The organism is Agrobacterium vacciniicorymbosi (assembly GCF_040427045.1).
GTDB lineage: Bacteria > Pseudomonadota > Alphaproteobacteria > Rhizobiales > Rhizobiaceae > Agrobacterium.
On sequence record NZ_JBETMF010000009.1, the window covers coordinates 160,851 to 180,427 of the forward strand.

The 19,577-nt window shown below is 58.4% G+C and carries 18 protein-coding genes; 10 read left to right on the forward strand and 8 right to left on the reverse strand.

Translation table 11 applies throughout. The annotated features are described in order from the left end of the window. Positions 1-127: 127 nt before the first annotated feature. Complete coding sequence (locus ABUK73_RS15600) at positions 128-595, reverse strand: chemotaxis protein CheW (RefSeq protein WP_113087912.1); 468 nt, start codon at positions 593-595, stop codon at positions 128-130. 229 nt (positions 596-824) lie between these two features. Here ABUK73_RS15600 and ABUK73_RS15605 point away from each other — a divergent pair, with 229 nt between their 5' ends. The 4 genes from ABUK73_RS15605 to ABUK73_RS15620 all read left to right on the forward strand — a co-directional run bounded on the left by ABUK73_RS15605 (position 825) and on the right by ABUK73_RS15620 (position 4,607). Beyond that, on the forward strand, positions 825-983 hold the full coding sequence (locus ABUK73_RS15605) for a hypothetical protein (RefSeq protein ID WP_353578083.1): 159 nt from the start codon (positions 825-827) through the stop codon (positions 981-983). A gap of 124 nt (positions 984-1,107) precedes the next feature. After that, positions 1,108-1,707, forward strand: a complete 600-nt coding sequence (locus ABUK73_RS15610) for an SCO family protein (protein ID WP_353578084.1) — start codon at positions 1,108-1,110, stop codon at positions 1,705-1,707. Positions 1,708-1,802: 95 nt separating this feature from the next. After that, positions 1,803-2,681, forward strand: a complete 879-nt coding sequence (locus ABUK73_RS15615) for a 50S ribosomal protein L11 methyltransferase (protein ID WP_113087909.1) — start codon at positions 1,803-1,805, stop codon at positions 2,679-2,681. A gap of 90 nt (positions 2,682-2,771) precedes the next feature. Then, complete coding sequence (locus tag ABUK73_RS15620) at positions 2,772-4,607, forward strand: aminopeptidase P family protein (protein WP_353578085.1); 1,836 nt, start codon at positions 2,772-2,774, stop codon at positions 4,605-4,607. Here the strand turns inward: ABUK73_RS15620 and ABUK73_RS15625 are convergent. Beyond that, the gene (locus ABUK73_RS15625; RefSeq protein ID WP_353578149.1) at positions 4,597-4,911 is read right to left on the reverse strand and encodes an AzlD family protein; all 315 of its coding nucleotides are present in this window, start codon (positions 4,909-4,911) and stop codon (positions 4,597-4,599) included. The genes ABUK73_RS15620 and ABUK73_RS15625 overlap by 11 nt on opposite strands. Continuing rightward, complete coding sequence (locus ABUK73_RS15630) at positions 4,911-5,630, reverse strand: AzlC family ABC transporter permease (protein WP_353578086.1); 720 nt, start codon at positions 5,628-5,630, stop codon at positions 4,911-4,913. Before ABUK73_RS15630 ends, ABUK73_RS15625 begins: the two co-directional genes overlap by 1 nt. Positions 5,631-5,759: 129 nt before the next feature. Here ABUK73_RS15630 and ABUK73_RS15635 point away from each other — a divergent pair, with 129 nt between their 5' ends. Continuing rightward, complete coding sequence (locus ABUK73_RS15635) at positions 5,760-6,011, forward strand: DUF2164 domain-containing protein (protein ID WP_353578087.1); 252 nt, start codon at positions 5,760-5,762, stop codon at positions 6,009-6,011. Positions 6,012-6,018: 7 nt separating this feature from the next. Here the strand turns inward: ABUK73_RS15635 and pncA are convergent, their stop codons facing one another. Then, positions 6,019-6,645, reverse strand: a complete 627-nt coding sequence (gene pncA, locus ABUK73_RS15640) for a bifunctional nicotinamidase/pyrazinamidase (RefSeq protein WP_353578088.1) — start codon at positions 6,643-6,645, stop codon at positions 6,019-6,021. Between the two features lie 446 nt (positions 6,646-7,091). Between pncA and ABUK73_RS15645 the strand changes: the two genes are divergently transcribed. Next, positions 7,092-8,363, forward strand: coding sequence for a DUF2778 domain-containing protein (locus ABUK73_RS15645; protein ID WP_353578089.1), 1,272 nt, complete (start codon positions 7,092-7,094; stop codon positions 8,361-8,363). Between the two features lie 6 nt (positions 8,364-8,369). Here ABUK73_RS15645 and ABUK73_RS15650 read toward each other — a convergent pair whose 3' ends face one another. After that, a complete protein-coding gene (locus ABUK73_RS15650; protein WP_353578090.1) occupies positions 8,370-8,792 on the reverse strand; it encodes a DMT family transporter in 423 nt (140 codons plus the stop codon). After that, positions 8,789-9,271 (reverse strand): DMT family transporter, encoded by a 483-nt coding sequence (locus ABUK73_RS15655; RefSeq protein WP_353578091.1) that lies wholly within the window; start codon positions 9,269-9,271, stop codon positions 8,789-8,791. Before ABUK73_RS15655 ends, ABUK73_RS15650 begins: the two co-directional genes overlap by 4 nt. A 351-nt stretch (positions 9,272-9,622) precedes the next feature. Here ABUK73_RS15655 and ABUK73_RS15660 point away from each other — a divergent pair, with 351 nt between their 5' ends. Then, positions 9,623-10,465 carry an alpha/beta hydrolase gene (locus ABUK73_RS15660; RefSeq protein ID WP_353578092.1) on the forward strand — a complete coding sequence of 281 codons (843 nt, stop codon included), beginning with the start codon at positions 9,623-9,625 and terminating at the stop codon, positions 10,463-10,465. A 10-nt stretch (positions 10,466-10,475) separates the two neighbouring features. Here the strand turns inward: ABUK73_RS15660 and ABUK73_RS15665 are convergent, their stop codons facing one another. Both ABUK73_RS15665 and ABUK73_RS15670 read right to left on the reverse strand, forming a co-directional pair. Further along, on the reverse strand, positions 10,476-12,944 hold the full coding sequence (locus ABUK73_RS15665; RefSeq protein WP_353578093.1) for an ATP-dependent helicase: 2,469 nt from the start codon (positions 12,942-12,944) through the stop codon (positions 10,476-10,478). A gap of 95 nt (positions 12,945-13,039) precedes the next feature. Continuing rightward, positions 13,040-13,453, reverse strand: a complete 414-nt coding sequence (locus tag ABUK73_RS15670; RefSeq protein ID WP_353578094.1) for a carboxymuconolactone decarboxylase family protein — start codon at positions 13,451-13,453, stop codon at positions 13,040-13,042. 247 nt (positions 13,454-13,700) lie between these two features. Between ABUK73_RS15670 and ABUK73_RS15675 the strand changes: the two genes are divergently transcribed. The 3 genes from ABUK73_RS15675 to ABUK73_RS15685 all read left to right on the forward strand — a co-directional run bounded on the left by ABUK73_RS15675 (position 13,701) and on the right by ABUK73_RS15685 (position 19,543). Beyond that, entirely contained in the window at positions 13,701-14,855 is a 1,155-nt protein-coding gene (locus ABUK73_RS15675; RefSeq protein WP_353578095.1) for an efflux RND transporter periplasmic adaptor subunit, read from the forward strand. Then, complete coding sequence (locus ABUK73_RS15680; RefSeq protein ID WP_353578096.1) at positions 14,852-18,004, forward strand: efflux RND transporter permease subunit; 3,153 nt, start codon at positions 14,852-14,854, stop codon at positions 18,002-18,004. Before ABUK73_RS15675 ends, ABUK73_RS15680 begins: the two co-directional genes overlap by 4 nt. Before the next feature lie 120 nt (positions 18,005-18,124). Beyond that, positions 18,125-19,543, forward strand: coding sequence for an FAD-binding oxidoreductase (locus ABUK73_RS15685; protein ID WP_353578097.1), 1,419 nt, complete (start codon positions 18,125-18,127; stop codon positions 19,541-19,543). Positions 19,544-19,577 lie beyond the last annotated feature (34 nt).

Sequence of the window (19,577 nt, forward strand, 5' to 3'; positions counted from 1 at the left end):
TGTCCCGAGGATCTAACCACGTTTGACGTCGGGATTCGTTAGATCCTCGGGACAAGCCCGAGGATGACGTCGAGGGTGGTAAGCACCTTTTCGTCCCGCCGTTTGCGTTTGTGGTCTAAAAATCGCCTCAAGCAGCTTCGCGCGAAAGCTCGTCGGCAATAACCGTGTCGAGGTTGAGGAAGCAGACCATGCTTTTTTCCAGCGCCACGATGCCGTGGCAGAAATTGCGCTGGTCTTCCGGGATGATTTCAGGCGCAGGCTGAAGGTCTTCGGATTTGATGGTCATCATGTCGGAGACTTGTTCGACCAGCAGACCAACCAGCTTGCCGCCGATGTCGGTGACGATGATGGCGGAGCGCTCGGATGGTTCGGTCATCTTCATGCCCAGACGGCATGCCATATCGATGACGGGGATAACCGCGCCACGAAGGTTGATGAGGCCCAGAACGTAAGGTGGTGTGTGCGGCATCGGGGTCACCGGCGCCCAGCCGCGAATTTCGCGGATCGCCATGATGTCGATGCAGAATTCCTGATCGCCGAGATGGAAGGAAACGATTTCCAGATATGCGCCTGATTGTTTGATGGCGTTCGACATGGTCGTACTTTTCCTGACGGCTCTCTTGGCTGGCCGAATTTGATTTTTGAAGGTGATGCGGCGTCGGAGCTAGTCCGGTTGACATCATGTCGTGCGCCGCAAGGGCTGACCGCTGGCAATCATAATGCCCAAAAACAATTTAAACTTTCCCTAACGCGGCACTATAAACAGCGGTAATGCAGGCCATTTCGTGGTTTCGCCGCACCCGTTTTTCCGGTATATTTGCGCCATGAGAGTTTTACTGACCGGCCCGATGAAATTGCTTGCCGCTGCCCTCGCAACGGGTGCTGCGTTGTTTCTCGTTTTGCTGACATTCGATGGCTGGATGCGCCACGGAACGGATATTTTTCTCTCTGCGGTCCAGAGCGGCATTGCCTGGTGCTTTTGAGCGCATTGCTGTTTGAGACAAAACAGCGCGGTTGCCGCTTCAAACCTTTTCTTGAATTGCCGAAATGACGTGGCTCGGGCTAGAAGCTTTCCAAACGCTGGCTCTATGCTGATCGGGGAATGGCATGAAGAATATTCGTATCGCGCTTTGGGGTGCTGTCGTGGTCCTGCTGGGTGTCATGGGCTGGCTGACGATGGAGCTGACCAAGAGCCGTGAGGAGATGGTCGAAGAAGTTTATGGCACGCCCTTCCAGCTTGTTGCGCAAAACGGCCAGCCGATTACCGAAAAAGCCTTTCAGGGCAAGCCGACAGCGCTGTTCTTCGGCTTTACCCATTGCCCGGAAGTCTGCCCCACCACGCTGTTTGAGCTGAATGGCTGGATGGAGAAGGTGGACCCTGCGGGTGACAAGATGCAGGCCTATTTCGTCTCGGTCGATCCCGAGCGCGACACGCCCGAAATCCTCAGTCAGTATGTGTCGAACGTCTCCAAGCGCATTACCGGCATCACCGGTGCACCGGATAAAATTGCCGAAACGCTGAAGGGCTACCGCATCTACGCCAAGAAGGTGCCGGTGGATGAGAAGGACCCCAAGGGCGATTACACCATGGATCACACCGCCTCGGTCATCCTTCTGGATGCCAAGGGCCGCTTTGCCGGGACCATCGCTTATGGTGAGAATCCCGATGTTGCCGTGCAAAAGCTGGAAAATCTCACCAAGACCTGATTTCGGCTGAATAATCTCGCTGTCACTCCATTGGATCGCAGCCGCTTTTGTGGCAAAGGCTGACGGCTGGAACCTATGTAAGGAAAGCGTCAGCCGTGAGCGAAATCCGTCTTTTTGTAACCACCACCGAAGTTCAGGCCGGGGAAGTGCTGGATCTGCTGTCGGAGGTGTTCGGCGAAGAAGATGTTGCCATCGCCACGACCGAGGTGGATGAGAAGCGCGATATCTGGGAAGCCTCGGTCTATCTGCTGGAATCCGAGGAAGAAGACGCCCGCAGCCGCATCGAAGACGCGCTGAAGATTGCCTATCCGAAGCTTGTGCTCGAACGCGAAGTCATTCCCGATGTCGACTGGATTGCCAAGTCGCTGGAAGGCCTGAAGCCGGTGCGGGCAGGGCGTTTCATCGTTCACGGCTCGCATGATCGGGATAAGGTGCGGGTCAACGATATCGCCATCGAGATTGAGGCCGGTCAGGCCTTCGGCACCGGTCACCATGGCACCACGGCGGGTTGTCTGGAGATGATCGAGCAGGTGCTGCGCGCGCGGACAATTCGCAACGCGCTTGACCTCGGCACCGGCAGTGGCGTTCTCGCCATCGCGGTTGCCAAAATGCGCCCGGTGCCGGTTCTGGCAACAGATATCGACCCGATCGCGATCAAGGTCGCAAAGGAAAATGCGCGGCTGAACGGCATCGTCTCCGGCATGGCGCTGGAAACAGCTCCCGGCTTCCATTCGGATTCCTTCCGCAAGCACGGTCCGTTCGACCTCATCATCGCCAATATTCTCGCCCGCCCGCTGATCAAGATGGCACCGCAACTGGTGACGCATCTGGCACCCGGCGGCACGGTCATCCTGTCGGGCATTCTGGCCTCGCAGCGCTGGAAGGTGCTTTCGGCCTATAACGGCATGCATCTCAGCCACGTCAGAACCATCTGGCGCAATGGCTGGGTTACGATCCATCTTCGTAACGACTGAGTGTTATCACCATCTGACCGAAAACCGCTTCACAGCTTTCGGTCAGATGCTTATGGTCTGCTCCGAAATCAGGCATTCGGAAAGCAGTTCATGTTCCAGTCATTCGAAAACAAATCCACTCCGCAATTCGGCAAGGCTCGTGTCGAGGCTCTGCGCGCAACATTCGATGCGCTCGGTATCGATGGCTTTCTGGTGCCGCGCGCCGATGAATATCAGGGCGAATACGTGCCGGAATGTGCCGAACGTCTGGCGTGGCTGACCGGCTTTACCGGTTCTGCCGGCATCGTGCTGGTTACGCGCAATGAGGCTATTGTCTTTGTGGACGGTCGTTACACCACGCAGCTTGCTTCGCAGGTCGATCAGTCGGTCTTCACCGGCGGTGATCTTGTGGGTGCGCCGCCTGCGAAATGGCTTGCCGACAATGCGCCGAACGGCTTTCGCCTGGGCATCGACCCGTGGCTGCATACGGGCGCAGAGCTGAAGCGTTTCGAAAAAGCCTTGTCTGAAAAGAGTGGATCGGTTGTTCTTCTGGAGAGCAACCCGCTTGATCCGCTGTGGGAAGATCGCCCGGCGGAACCGATGGAGCCGGTCAACATTCAGCCGGATCATGTCACGGGTCTGCCTGCGCAGGTGAAGATCGCCACGATTGGTGAGATCGTTTCGGCACGCAAGGCAAATGCCGTGCTGATCACCGATCCATCCTCCATCGCGTGGATATTCAATATTCGCGGTAACGACGTGCCGCACACGCCGCATCCGCTGGCGCGCGCCATCATCTATGCGGATGGCAAGGCCGATCTGTTTGTGGATGAGCGCAAGACGGGCGAGGAGGTGAAGGCCTATCTCTCGCCACTGGCAACGCTTTTGCCGCCCGAAGAGATCGCAGCGCGTCTGCATGCGATTGCCAGCGCAGCTGGCCGTATTCTGACCGATGTGGATGTGACGCCGGTGGCGCTGACGCTTTCCATCACCGAAGCGGGTGGGGAAGTGGTGGAAGCTGCCGACCCGGTCAAGCTGCCGCGCGCCTGCAAGAACGAAGCAGAGATTGCCGGTTCCGCCGCCGCACATGTGCAGGACGGTGCCGCCATGGTGGAATATCTGGCATGGCTGGATGGGCAGCAGCCCGGCACAGTGACGGAAATTCAGGCCGTCAAAACTCTGGAGGCTGCGCGGGCGCGGGTGGGGCAGGCCATGCAGAACCCGCTCAAGGATATTTCCTTCGATACGATTTCCGGTGCCGGTCCCAACGCCGCCATCATCCATTACCGCGTGACGACGGATAGCGACCGCGCCTTGCAGGATGGCGAGATGTTCCTCGTCGATTCCGGTGCGCAATATGTGAACGGCACCACGGATATTACCCGCACGGTCGCCATCGGCAATGTGCCGGAAGAGCAGAAGCGGTTCTTCACGCTGGTGCTGAAGGGTGTCATCGCCATCAGCGCCGCCCGTTTCCCAAAGGGCACGCGTGGTTGCGATCTCGATCCGCTGGCGCGTATTGCACTGTGGAAGGCGGGGGCGGATTACGGCCATGGCACGGGCCATGGCGTGGGCTCATATCTTTCCGTGCATGAAGGTCCGCAGCGCATTTCCCGCGTTTCACAACAGGAAATCCTGCCCGGCATGATCCTGTCGAACGAGCCGGGCTATTACCGCCCCGGCGCATTCGGCATCCGCATCGAAAACCTGATCTATGTGCGCGAGGCTGAGGCCATCGACGGTGGCGATCAGCCGATGCTGTCTTTCGAGACGCTGACATGGTGCCCCATCGACCGGCGTCTCATCGTCGTGTCGCTTCTGACCGAGGAAGAGCTGGCGTGGTTGAATACCTACCACGCCACGGTTCGGGAAAAGCTGATGCCGCTAATCTCGGACGCTTCCGTGCAGCAGTGGCTGACTGCCGCCACGGAAACACTTACGCGATAGAGAAGTAGCGCATCGCCACGACCAGCGCCCAGCCTGATATCAGCATGATCAGGCCGGGAAAGCGCAGGCCGACGACGAGCGCGAAGATCATGCCCAGCTTCACCTCGTATCCGCCTTCGAAAAAGGCGGGTGCGACGAGAGTGGTCAGAACCGCGACGGGAACCGCATTCAGCCCGGCCTCGACGCGCGGCGGAATGGTCTTCATGCGCACCATCAGCACATAGCCGCCGACGCGGGTGAGGTAGGTCGCCAAGGCACCGGCAAAGATGATCAGCAAAGTGTGGGGATCGAACAGGTCGCTCATCATGCGATCTCCCCGTTCTTGGCGTCGGTTTGCGGATCAACCGGTGCAGGCGGCAGAATGACCGCGAGCAGAATGCCGGCGATGGCACCGATGCTGACATGCCACGGTGAGCCGACGAAGTGATAGGCAGCAATGGCACCCACGGCACTGGCCAGCATGACGGGATAGAAGTTGCTGCGGGTGCGGAAGCCCAATACCATGCCCATAAAATAGACCGGCAGCAGCACATCAAAGCCAGCTTCCTTCGGGTCGCCGATGAGATTACCGAGCAGTGCACCGGCGACGGTGGACAGCATCCAGCCAACATAGACGATCAGCGCGTAGCCCATGTACCAAGCAAAGCCGACCCTGCCGTGAATTTCCTTCTGGCGCACAGATTCGGCAAATTGCGGATCAACCAGAAAGAAGAAGCCCAGAGCCTTACGGGCAATCGACCATTCCGGCACCACGCGCACCATGGCTGCGGAATAGAGCACATGGCGGAAATTGACCGCGAAAATGGACAGCACGACGAGCCATGCCGGGAGATTCTGATTGAACAGCTCGATACCGACCAGCTGGCTGGCACCGGCATAAATGCTGCCGCTCATCAAAATAGCTTCGGCGGCCGTCAAGCCGTTGTCAATCGCAACGGCACCGAAGAGGGCGCCGAAGGGCATGACGGACAGGGTAACGGGCAAGCCACGTCTCAGGCCGGACCGGAAGGGGGAAGCTGACATATGTTGGGGGCTCCGAAATTTCTTCTGCTCCTAACGCCCTGCGGACCAGATGACAAACAAATTGCTGGAATAGCTTGATTGATTTCATTGAACCATCGATTACGTTTGCCGCAATCCAAGGAGACTGTGATGAAAGATTTGAAGCTGGAAAAGCAGCAGAAGGCCGATATGGTTCTGGCACTGCGCAGCTATCTCGCCGATGAACTCGATGTCGAAATCGGCGCACTTCAGGTCGAGATACTAGTGGACCATCTGGCGGAGGTAATTGGCCCGGTGTTTTACAACAAAGGCCTGCGCGACGCGCATGAGGCGGTGCTGCAACGTCTGGAATACGCCGCCGCCGACATCGATCTGCTGGAAAGGTCCGTACCGCGGCGGTGAAGAGGGCTTAATCCATCAGGATGTCGCTGCTGTTGACCACTGTAACGCCCTTTGCCCGCATCGCGGCGATGGCATTTCTGATGCCTTCTGGATCGATGCCGCGGCTGGCGTCTTCGATGAAGCGGACTTTGACGCCCGGCAACATCTCCAGGGCGTCCAGCACGGAGAAGCTGACGCAGTAATCAGTCGCCAGTCCGCAGACGTCCAGAACAGTCACGCCCTGCCGCTGCAGGTACTCCGCAAGGCCTGTCGTGGCGAACTGGTCGTTGTCGCGAAAGGCGGAGTAGCTGTCCACCGCCGGGTTTTCACCCTTCTGCTGAATGTAATCGAAGGCTTCCGTCTTGAGATCAGGGTGGAAATCGGCGTCCGGCGTTTCCTGCACGCAATGGTCCGGCCACATGACCTGCGGCTTGCCGGAAAGCTCACCCATGTCGAAAGGCTGTTTGCCTGCGTGCTGGGATGCGAAGCTGCCGTGATTGGCCGGGTGCCAGTCCTGAGAGGCGACGATGAGGTCGTAGCCGCCATTGTCGATCAGCGCATTGGCAATCGGAACGATCTTGTCACCATCCGCCACGGCCAGGTTTCCGCCGGGGCAAAAACCATTCTGGATGTCGATCAAAAGCAGCGCCTTCATGTTTTTCTCCTCCAAGGGGTGCGTCAAGATGCCAAGCCGTAGCCTGTGGATCAAGCCGAAAAGCTGTGATTTGGTGGCTGGAATACAGGCTCTGCCCCAACGCTGCCGCATTTGTAGCCAATTTTCGGCCAAGTCGGCATATAGGGGAGCGGTGTCGATGGGGAGAATCAGTTAGAGTCCATATCGAATATCTCTGGCAGCCATTTTTACCGAAATGGCCACGTATCTTATTGCGTGGCTGATTGGTAGCTGCCCTTAGAGAAACGCATGCAAGCTTCAAAGAACTCTCGTTTTCAGGGGACTTGTAAAGACTTTGGTTACCATAATTCGGCATGCTTTGAACCAGTCAGCCTCGGGGCCTGTGCAATCTTCGCACAGCACGCGCGGCATTAACACGGTGACCGGTGTCGTCCGGTTTTGCGTAAACGGTTCGAGTAACGAGTATCATGGCGTCATCAGTCGTGGCCTGTAGAGATGCGCGCATCGGCGCGTCCTTCACCAAAAAACGCAAGGGCTCCGGCCTCAGCGGCTTTTCCGCCCTTGTTGGCGGCGGGGTTCTGGCAAGCGTCTGTGCCATAACGGCTTTCGCCTCGCTGCATGGCATGGCGCAGGCGTCGCATGGCGCACAGCGTTTCGATACCATGCTCGTTTCAAATATGGACAGGCTGGAGCGGGCATCAATCGATGCGGCTGAACGCAATGTCCATATCCGCAAATTTTCCCGCCTGTCTGAAAGCGGCCATCTGGGCAACCAGAAGGGCACGCGCCTTGCTGCCGAACATCATATTGGCGCAAAGGCATTTGCAGACCGCTTCGGTGGCGCTGCCGCAATCAATGCGCAGGGGCAGGCCACGGTTCAGGCGCTTGCAGCACTTCGCCCATCCGCTATCGTGGATTCGGCGCTTGGCCGCACGACCGATAATCCGGAACTGGCAATGCTGGAAACGCAGGCCAAGGAACATCCGGCCTTCGAAGTGGCGCTTGGCAAGCCGCAGACCACCACGGATGATGAGATAGACCTGCTGCCGGAAACTGTTCCGCTGCCGAGCTTCCGTCCGCAGATTGCCAAGGCGGATGTTGAGCCGACACCGCGTCCGGCTAATCCTGCCGCTGCAGAAAAGCAGCTGGCCGTCGCAACACCTGCGCCCACCCGCCCGGCGGCACCGCAGGCGCCAGCGACGAACACCATGGTAGCTTTCGCGCGCCCGGACAATCCGATGCGCGAAACCAAGATGGATGCGGTTCCATGGCCTGATCGCGGCAATGGCACGGCGATCTACGATATTTCGGCAGGCGTCGTTCACATGCCGAGCGGCGAAAAGCTCGAGGCCCATTCCGGCATCGGCAAGATGCGCGACAACCCGGATTTCGTGCATGTCAAAATGCGCGGCGCAACGCCTCCGTCTGCTTACAAGCTGACCATGCGCGAGTCGCTGTTCCATGGCGTCGAAGCCATTCGCCTGACGCCAGAAAGCGGCATCAAGCCGCATGGTCGTGATGGCCTTCTGGCTCACACCTATATGCTGGCCCGTCGAGGTGAATCCAACGGCTGCGTCGTGTTCAAGGATTATTCGAAATTCCTGGCGGCCTTCAAACGCGGCGAAGTCAAGCGCATCGTCGTGGTTCCCAAGCTCTCCGGTCGTCCGGCCATGACGGCGAGCGGTTCCAAGAGCGGCGGCAAGACGCTGTTCGGCATGCTTTCGGGCACGGACTCCTGACGCGGCCTATTTCCGGCGCTGCGTCAGCACCATTCCACCGAGAATGAGCAGAACACCGAGGGCGCTTGCCCATAATTTCGGTGGCTGGTCGCTGAAAAGATCAAGGATCACACCCGACACCATCTGACCGCTGATGACGAGAAGGGCCGTATTGACCGCGCCGATGCGCGGAATGAGCCAGCTTCCCGAAGCGATGAAGATTACCCCGATGGGGCCGCCGATGAAGGCGTACCACGGCGCATCCGCAGCACCCGGCGGCAGAAGCCCGCCGAGGAGGAGGCCGAGAATCGTTAGCACGATGAAGCCGACGATGTGGTTCCAGAAGGATGCGATCAGCGGCGAGTTTGACAGGCTGAGGCGACCGTTGATCTGGCGGCTGAGCGAAACGAAAACGCCGCCCATGAAAGCCATGGCGATCCAGAGCGTCATGCTGCTCTCCCCACAAGAATAATGAGTGCACTGCCGCCGAGAATGAGCGCGATGGCTGTCAGGTCGCGCGCATCCGGACGCCGTTTCGGCAATCCGAACAAGCCCCACACATCGGCAGCGAGGCTGAAAATGACCTGCCCGCCAAGCCCGAGCGCAATGGTGCCGGAAAGCGCCAGCGGCGAGTTGACCGCGCTGGAGGTCAGCATGACGATGGCCGCACCCACGACGCCGCCGAAGTAAGCCCAGAGCGGTGCCTTTGGCTTCGCAACCGTCTCGCCCTTCGGCTTTCGATAGAGAATGGCAAGGTAGATCAGCGCCGCAACCGTTCCGGTACCGTGCGCCGTCCAGGACGAAAATAGAGCGCTGCCAAAATGGGCCAGCATGCCATTGAAATGCACCATCAGCGTCAAAAGACAACCGCTAGCAAAGGCCGCGGCGAGGTGAAGCGGGTTGAGGCGCGTGTGTATATCGTTTTTCATGAGAGGCCAGAGCTTGAGAAGGTGATTCAGCTTTAGCCGATATGTCTTTGAAGCGAAATCGGAATTCGCCAAAAACGGTATCCCGGCACCATCCATTGAGCTTTTTATCGGAACCAAAAACCGCCTCGGCGGTTATCAGGCCATGAAGAAAACGACCCGCAAACCCCTGAACCGCATGACACTTTTCGTCATCTCAATTTTCATTCTGGCCATCGTTATTGCCGCAATTTACCTGATCGGATTTACGCCGGGCGAAGTTTGATCCGCATCTGAAAGCAATTTGCAGCCATACTGAACCGGCTTAGAAACTCGATGTGACAGAGGCGCGGTACCAAGCCATAGGAGAGAGAAATGTGGCGTCAGATGCTTCAAACGATCTCCGTGGTTTTTGTTGTCTGCACCGGCGTAGCACTCACCAATTCCAGTTCCGCAGACGCTTCGGGAATGACGGTAGAGAAAGACATTTCCTACGGCAGTGATGCGAAGCAGCGGTTGGATGTCTATCTTCCGGAAAAGCCCAATAACGCGCCCCTCATTGTTATGATCCATGGCGGCGCATGGGCGTCCGGCTCCAAATCTGCCAAAAACGTCGTCGATAACAAGGTTCGACATTGGGTTCCAAAGGGATACATCTTCGTATCGCTTGATTATCGTCTTGTTCCGGAGGCAAACCCGCTTGAGCAGGCTGACGATGTCAGTAAGGCATTGGCCTATGTGCAGAAAATGGCAGGCACATGGGGAGGCGATAGCCAGAAGATCGTTCTGATGGGTCATTCGTCCGGTGCGCATCTTGCCGCCTTGATGTCGGCAGACCCCTCCATCGTCACTCGGCAAGGCGCAAAGCCGTGGCTTGCAACGATTGCCCTAGATAGCGGCGCTTACAACGTCTCGCGCGTCATGAAAAACCGCCGACCGGCGCTATACGAGAAGGCTTTCGGGACCGATCCTGAGTTTTGGAGACAGGCATCGCCGTTTTTTCGTTTAAACGGAACCGTGCCGCCGATGCTGCTCGTATGCTCCTCCCTTCGTCGCGTTTCCTGCAATCAGGCAGACGCATTCGCGACAAAGGCCGGTAACGCGGTGGAGGTGTTGCCTGTCGCTTTGCGGCATGCGCCCATCAATGCAGAACTAGGCCTGGACAATGACTACACCGGAAATGTGGATCGTTTCCTGAACAAGCTTGGGCTCCCCTGAGTAGCTCAGATCACACCCGCTCGACAAAACCATCCAGCACCTTTTTCTGCCCGGCGCGGTCGAAGTCGATTGTCAGTTTGTTGCCTTCGATGCTGGCGACATTGCCGTTGCCGAATTTGATGTGGAAGACGCGGTCGCCGATTGTATATTTCGACGGCGTGTCTGCCACGGATTTTGCGACCAATTCACCGTCAATGGTTCGGGTTTTCGGGCCGCTTTCGCCGTAGCCTATACGTTCCACCGCGTGGCCGGAGCGGGTGCCCCAATTGTCGCGGGTCGCGTCGGACTTGTTGGCCTGGGCGCGTTTCCAGCCCGGCGTGGAATAATTGTTGGTGAAGGGATCGGCCTTGTCGAAGCGCGACTGGCCGTAGCCGCCACGCCCGCCATATCCACCGTAATTGCTTTCTGATGCCGACACCTCGACATGCGAAGGCGGAAGTTCGTCCAGAAAGCGGGAGGGCAGGGTGGATTGCCACAGGCCGTGGATGCGGCGGTTGGAGACGAACCAGATGTGGCAGCGGCGTTTTGCACGGGTGATGCCGACATAGGCGAGGCGACGTTCTTCCTCGAGGCCAGAGCGACCGCCTTCATCCAGCGAGCGTTGATGTGGGAATAGGCCTTCTTCCCAACCGGGCAGGAAAACGGTTTCGAATTCCAGACCCTTTGCCGAGTGAAGCGTCATGATGGAGACGGCATCAAGCTCTGCATTCTGCTCGGCATCCATGACCAGCGCGACGTGTTCCAGAAAGCCGCGCATGCTTTCATAGGCTTCCATGGAGCGGATCAGTTCTTTCAGGTTTTCAAGCCTGCCGGGTCCTTCGGCGGTTTTATCCGCCTGCCACATGGCCGTATAGCCGCTCTCATCAAGGATCTGTTCGGCCAGCACCGTATGATCCGTGTTTTCCAGCAGGTTCTGCCAGCGGCGGAAATCCTGTATCACATCGAACAGCGCCTTGCGTGCCTTCGGCTTCAACTCATCGGTTTCGATGATGTCGGCGGCAGCGGCCAGCATGGGAATGTCGCGGGCGCGGGCATAGTCATGCAGGTTGCGAACAGTCGTGTCGCCAAGGCCACGCTTTGGTGTGTTGATGATGCGCTCGAATGCGAGATCGTCGGCGGGTTGGCAAACAAGGCGGAAGTAGGCGAGTGCATCGCGAATTTCCAGCCGCTCATAGAAGCGCGGGCCGCCAATGACACGGTAATTCAGGCCGAGCGTGACGAAGCGGTCTTCGAATTCACGCATCTGGAACGAGGCGCGCACGAGGATCGCCATATTATTCAGCGGATGCTTGATGCGCTGCAACTGCTCGATTTCCTCGCCGACAGCGCGGGCTTCCTCTTCCGAGTCCCAGGCGGCATGCACCACGACCTTTTCGTCATTGGGATCGACACGGTCGGTGAACAGCGTCTTGCCAAGACGGCCCTCATTATGGGCAATTAGATGGCCAGCGGCACCGAGAATATGTTCGGTGGAGCGGTAGTTGCGCTCCAGCTTAATGACCTTTGCGCCGGGAAAATCCTTGTCGAAGCGCAGGATATTATCGACCTCCGCACCGCGCCAGCCATAGATCGACTGATCGTCATCACCCACGCAGCAGACATTCTGCGGCTCGCCCTTCGGACGCTGGGCAAGAAGCCGAAGCCACATATATTGGCAGGTGTTGGTGTCCTGATACTCGTCCACCAGAATGTAGCGGAACTTCTGGTGATACTCTTTGAGAATATCGGGGTGCTTGCGGAAGATGGTGATGGGGTGCAGCAGGAGATCGCCAAAATCGCAGGCATTCAGCGTTTTCAGCCGCGCCTGATAGGCGGCGTAAAGCTCACGCCCCTTGCCGTTTGCAAAGGCACGGCTGTCACCTTCCGGGATTTCCGACGGCGTCAGGCCCTTGTTCTTCCAACCATCGATCATGCCTGCGAATTGTTTGGCGGGCCAGCGCTTGTCATCAAGACCTTCGGCCTGAATGAGCTGCTTGATAAGCCGCACCACATCATCCGTATCGAGGATGGTGAAATCGGATTTCAGGCCCATCATTTCCGCATGGCGACGCAGCAGTTTCACACCGATGGAGTGGAAGGTGCCGAGCCATGGCATGCCTTCGACAGCACCGCCAACGAGAACGCCGATACGTTCCTTCATTTCGCGCGCGGCCTTGTTGGTAAAGGTTACGGCCAGAATCTGGCTGGGATAGACGCGGCCTGTCGCGAGAATGTGGGCGATACGGGTGGTCAGTACTCGCGTCTTGCCGGTGCCCGCACCTGCCAGAACCAGAACCGGGCCTTCCAGAGTTTCGACGGCTTCGCGCTGTTCCGGGTTCAGACCCGCCAGATAATCCGGTGCGGAACGGGACTTGTCGCGCGCTGCCATCGCCTGCGCAGCAATGCCCAAACCACCAGCAGCGGCAGGGGCTGCGGGCTGACGGCGTGGCTCGGAGGGTTCTTCATCGAAGAACGGCATATCGTCGAAACTGTTGCTCATGCGGCCCAATGTAGTGATTCGGGGCGGAAAGGCCAGAACCGTGTTCTGCTTTTATTCCACTATCAACCGTCAAAATGCCTATTCCAAGGCGTTTTTTAGGACGGCTTGGTGTCCGCATCAAAAGCGGTATCGACGGGAAGTTGTAGCGCGGTGGCGAGTTGGTTGGTCTTGCCCGCAAGCGCGATGACGCGCATGAGGTCCGCATGTTCTTCCTTCGTCATGCCCTTTGCCTTTGCCGCAGCCGTATGGGAATGGGCGCAATAGGAGCAGCCATTGGTAACGGAGACGGCGATATACAGCATTTCCTTCACCACCGGGTCGAGCGCCGAAGGCGTGGCCATCACGGCTTTGACCTCCGCCCAGGTCTTCTCCAGAAGGTCGGGATCGAAGGCGAGATAAAGCCACATATTGTTGATGAAGTCGGATTTTCGCGTGGTGCGGATATCATCAAACACAGCTTTGACGCGCGGATCGGTTTCCGGGTTCTGTGCTTTCGAAACGGTGCTCATCGTGGCTCCTCCTCCAAGGTTTGAACGGGCCACCGAAACTTTGTGTCGCGCTGGCAACCAACTACAGGCTATATTATTATAGCGATGTATCGGCTGCACTTTTAGAAAAACGTCGCAAATTACAATTATGTAAGAAACGGATTTGTGCGTTGCGTTGTTTTGGGCCAGCAAACATACTGCCGCGCAATCTAGAAGCGGCCGCAAGTCATGAAATGCAGCGGTTACGGGTATCAATTCGGAGAAGTGTATGCGGGTTTGGAAGCAGGTTGGTGTCAGTCTTGCTGTGGTAGGTGCTGGGGCCTGTCTATGGGCGTTTTATTCGCCGGATGGGCGAAGCTTGCTTGCCAAGACGGGGCTGGTCAGTGCTGAACAACCTGCGGCACAATCCGCCGGTGCTGCCCCTGCGGGCGGAGCCGGGCGCGGGCAGGGCGGTGGCAGAGGCAACAGCGCAACGCTGGTTGCACTCGCTCCCGTCAAAACTGGTACCGTCAACGACCGCATGAACGCCATCGGCAATGGCGAAGCCATCCAGTCCGTGGTGGTCACGCCGCAGGCATCAGGCCTGATTTCCGAAATCCTCGTTTCCTCCGGCCAGAGTGTGAAAAAGGGCGATGTGCTGGCGCGGCTGGATGATGACGAGCAGGTCATCGAGCGCGAAAAGGCGCAGGTCTCCTTGAAGAGCGCCTTCGAGAAATCGACCTCCTATCGCAACCTGCGCTCCGTGGCGCGGCTGGATGTTCTGGATGCGCAAATTGCCGAAGAGGCCGCAAAGCTGGCGCTCAGCACTGCGGAACTGAATTTCAAACGCCGCAACATCGTGGCGCCGATTGATGGCATCGCCGGTATCGTCGCTATCAATATCGGTGACAACGCAACGACGCAGACCAGCATCGTCAGCATCGATGACCGTTCGAAAATCCTCGTCAACTTCTGGGCGCCGGAACGTTTCACCACGGCCATCAAGCTCGGCATGCCGGTGGAAGCAACATCGATTTCGCGTCCCGGCGAAACCTTCAAGGGTAAGGTCGAGGCCGTCGATAACCGCGTGGACGAGGCCAGCCGTACCGTTCGTGTCCGCGCCGTATTCGACAACGCTGACGATGAGCTGCGTGCGGGTATGTCCTTCGCTGTGACGATGGGCTTTACCGGCGAAAATTTCCCGTCTGTCGATCCGCTGGCCGTGCAGTGGGATGCCGAAGGCTCCTACGTCTGGCGCGTGAAGGATGACAAGACGCACAAGGTGCGCGTTCAGGTCGTGCAGCGCAACCCGGACTCCGTGCTGGTGAAAGCTGAGCTTGCGCAGGATGACACCATTGTCATCGAAGGTTTGCAGCGTGTGCGTGAGGGTGGCGCGGTTCGCGTCGCGGGTCAGAAGAAAGCACCGGAGGTCGCCAGCCGATGACAGCGCAGACGCCGCCGAGCGGAACCGATTCAAAGCTCGCCTTCACGGCCCTTTTCGTCCGTCGTCCCATTCTCGCCGCCGTCATCAACACGCTTCTGGTGGTGGCCGGTCTGGCCGCGCTTGTCGGCGTCGATGTGCGCGAATTGCCGGATGTGGACCGCCCCGTCATCACGGTGCGCACGACCTATGACGGTGCTTCGCCGCAGACCATCGACCAGGAAGTGACGCAGACCATTGAAGGTGCTGTTGCGCGTGTCAGTGGCGTGAAGTCCATCTCCTCCGCATCGCAATTCGGTACCAGCCGTGTGACGATGGAGTTCAACGACAAGGTCGATATTGCCGTCGCCTCCAACGATGTGCGCGATGCCATTGGCCGCATCACCAACCAGTTGCCTGACGATGCCGATGAGCCGCAGATCATCAAGGCGGATTCCGACAGCCAGCCAATCATGCGTCTGGCGGTCACCTCCACAAGCCTCAGCATGGAAGATTTGACCAAGCTGGTCGATGACGAAATCATCGACCGTCTGGCTGCCGTTGATGGCGTTGCTGACGTTGAGCTTTATGGCGATCAGGAAAAGGTCTTCCGTATCGATCTCGATCAGGGCGCGCTGGCCAGCCGTGGACTGACAGTCACGGATGTATCGAATGCGCTGGGTACCGCAGCGCTAGACGTTCCGGCGGGCTCTCTTAAAAGCTCGACACAGGATATCGTCGTGCGCGCCACTGCCAGCCTGACGACGCCGGCCGAGTTCGAAAATCTCATCGTCAAGGACCGCGTCCGTCTTCGCGATGTCGCCAGCGTCATGCTAGGTGCGGATGATGAAACCACATCGCTTCGCTCCAACGGCGTGCAGGGCGTGGGCCTCGGCGTCATCCGTCAGGCGCAATCCAATACGCTCAATATTTCGACGGGCGTGAAGGCAACCGTTGCGGCCATGGTGCCGAACCTGCCTGAAAACACTCGCATCGTTATCACCAGTGATGACGCCGTGTTCATCGAAGGCGCGTTGCACGAAGTACAGCTTGCGCTTGGGTTGTCTGCGCTCATCGTCGTCGTGGTGCTCTATCTCTTCTTCCGCGACTGGCGGGCCACGCTCATTCCGGCAATTACTATGCCCGTTGCGCTGATCGGGACGATTGTCGCGATCTACATGGTCGGTTTCTCGATCAATATTCTCACACTGCTCGCCATCGTCCTAGCCACGGGTCTTGTGGTGGATGACGCCATCGTCGTGCTGGAAAATATCGTGCGCCGCCGCGCCGAAGGCATGGGCCCGCGCGCCGCAGCCGTTCTCGGCACGCAGGAAGTTTTCTTCGCGGTCATTGCCACGACGGCAACGCTTGCTGCCGTCTTCATTCCGCTGTCCTTCCTGCCCGGACAGTTGGGTGGCCTGTTCCGCGAATTCGGTTTCGTGCTGGCTTTTGCGGTTGGCTTGTCCTCGGTGGTGGCGCTGACGCTCTGCCCCATGCTGGCATCGCGCATGCTGAAAAACGGCGTTCACGAGCAGACCGGCCCGCTGGCTTGGTTCGGCAACCTGTTTGCTTCCACCTATAAAAGCACGCTGTCTGCCTGCCTCAACAACCCGCTGCTCGTCGTCATCGTCGCTGCCGCCTTTGCTGGCGTGTCGTGGATTGCCTTCGGCATGGTGCAGAATGAGCTGACACCGCGCGAGGACCGCTCCTCTGTCATGATGCGGGTGACTGCGCCGCAGGGCGTAAGCCTTGAATATACGCGTGACCAGTTGCAGCGCATCGAAGAAAATCTGCAGCCGCTACGCGACAGCGGCGAGATCCAGAATATCTATTCCATCACAGGAATGAACGGTTCATCCAACACCGGCTTCGTGGTTATCACGCTGGCCCCTTGGGCCGACCGTGAGCGTACCCAGAACCAGATCGCGCAGGATATCAATGCTGCCGCGCAGACGGTGCCGGGCCTGCGCGCAACGGCATCCCAGCCCAACAGCCTTCGTATCCGCGGTGCCGGCAACGGTCTCAGCATGGCGATGATCGGCACCAATTATCAGGCGCTGACGGAATCCACGCAGAAGCTTCTGCTTGCCATGGAACAGAGTGGCCTGTTCGATACGCCGCGTTTCGACAATGAGCCGAACCAGGCGCAGTTGTCAGTATCGATCGACCGCGAACGGGCATCCGATCTTGGTATCGACATCACCGGCCTCTCCAATGCCATGCAGTCGCTGCTTGAAGGCCGCTCCATCGTGGATGTCTTCGTGGATGGCGATGCCATTCCCGTGCGGCTTCTCTCGTCCACGCGTCCCATCAACGACCCGACCGATCTTGAAAACATCTTCCTGAAGGCCAAGGACGGGCGGATGGTGCCGATGTCGGTCATCGCATCCCTGAAGGAAACCGCCGTTTCGCCGCAGCTCAATCGCGAGCAGCAGCTGCCCTCGGTCGGCTTTACCGCCAACCTCAAGGAAGGCGTGTCGCTGGGCGATGCTGTGGCCAAGGTCAATGAGCTGGCGGGTTCCATCATGCCGTCGGGCGCGCGTCTTCTGCCGCTCGGTGAAGCAGCGACGTTGCAGGAGAACTCCAGCGGCATGCTGCTGACCTTTGGCTTTGCCATTGCCATCATCTTCCTCGTGCTGGCAGCGCAGTTCGAAAGTGTGCTGAGTTCCGTCATCATCATGTCGACGGTGCCGCTGGGTCTCGCCTGTGCGGTCATCGCTTTGCTCGTCACCGGTTCCAGCCTCAATGTCTATAGCCAGATCGGCCTTGTGCTTCTGGTGGGTGTCATGGCGAAGAACGGTATTCTTATCGTGGAATTCGCCAACCATCTGCGTGATCAGGGTGCCACGGTACGGGAGGCCATCGAAAAGGCATGCAGCATTCGCCTGCGTCCTGTCATGATGACCATGATCGCCACCATTCTGGGCGGTGTGCCGCTGGTGCTGGCGCAGGGTGCGGGTGCGGAAGCACGTATTGCGCTCGGCTGGGTTATCGTCGGCGGGCTTGGCTTTGCGACACTGATTACTCTTTACATTACCCCCGTCTCCTATCTGCTGATCGCGCGCTTTGCCAAGCCGCAGGCGGATGCGGAAGTCCGTCTGCACCGAGAACTGGAAACGGCGATTCGCCGCCGCGCTATCGAGGAAGACAAACCGCTGCTTGCGGCGGAATGACTTGCTAAGCCGCGCGCCATTCTGGAAATGGCAGTGCTGGACAAACACAATGTCGTGTCACATACCAACCGGGCTTACCTTCCAGGGTGAGTCCGGTTTTGCATTGCAGTGGAGAAAATCATGGCGTTGAAGGATGTGGTGGCTGGAACGAGAAACGAAGCGGGCATCGCTGCCGTTCTGGACGTTCTGAAACAGCAGCTGGGCGACAAGCTCCAGACCGGCCAGTCCTTCCGCGAGCAGCACGCGCACACAACGACCTATCTCACCACGCAATTGCCCGATGGCGTCGTGTTTGCTGAGAATTCGGATGACGTCAAAGCCGTGGTCACGGCCTGCGCGCAGCACAAGGTTCCCGTCATTCCCTTCGGCGTCGGCTCCTCGCTGGAGGGCCAAGTCAACGCGCCGACGGGCGGCATCTCCATCGATTTCACCCGCATGAACCGCATCATCGCCGTCAACGCGGAAGATCTGGACGTGACCGTCGAGCCCGGCGTCACGCGCGAGCAGCTCAACACTTACCTGCGCGACACCGGTCTGTTTTTCCCCATCGATCCCGGTGCCAACGCCTCCATCGGCGGCATGGCGTCCACCCGCGCGTCAGGCACCAATGCCGTGCGCTATGGCACGATGAAGGACAATGTTCTGGCGCTGACCGTGGTCACTGCTGCTGGCGAAGAGATCAGCACCGGCCGCCGCGCCCGCAAATCCTCCGCTGGTTATGACCTGACGCGGCTTTATGTTGGGGCGGAAGGCACGCTCGGTGTTATCACCTCCATCACGCTGCGTTTGCAGGGTATTCCCGAGAAGATCGCGGGTGGTATCTGCACCTTCGATACCGTCAAACAGGCGTGCGATGCCGTTATCATGACCGTGCAGATGGGCGTTCCCGTTGCGCGCATAGAGCTTTTGGACGAAGTTCAGATGCGGGCGTGCAATGCCTACTCCGGTCTTTCCTACGAAGAAAAGCCGACGCTGTTTCTGGAATTCCACGGCACGGAAGAAACCACAGCGCTGCAATCACAGCAGTTTTCCGAAATCGTTGCGGAATGCGGCGGCAGCGAATTTCGCTGGACGAGCGATGCGCAGGAGCGAGCAAAGCTGTGGAAAGCGCGGCACGATGCCTATTGGGCATCCAAGGCGCTGGCGCCCGACCTTGATGTTCTCTCCACCGATGTCTGCGTGCCGATTTCGCGCTTTGCGGAATGCGTGACGGAGACACAGCAGGATATTCTCGATAACAAGATGCTGGCACCCATCGTTGGCCATGCCGGTGACGGGAACTTCCACGTCCTCGTCTTGTTCGATGGTAAGGATGCGACGAGCGTGGCCAATACCGAGGCTTTCGTCGCGCGTCTCAACCGGCGGGCAATCGCCATGGATGGCACATGCACGGGCGAACATGGGATAGGGCAGGGCAAGATGAGCTTTCTCGCGGAAGAGGTTGGAAATGCTCTGGATGTGATGATTGCCATCAAGCGGTCACTTGATCCCGATAACATCTTCAATCCAGGCAAGCTGTTTCGCATCGATCCTGCATGAGCAGCGATTGTAAAAGCCGAAATGATGCTTGCTC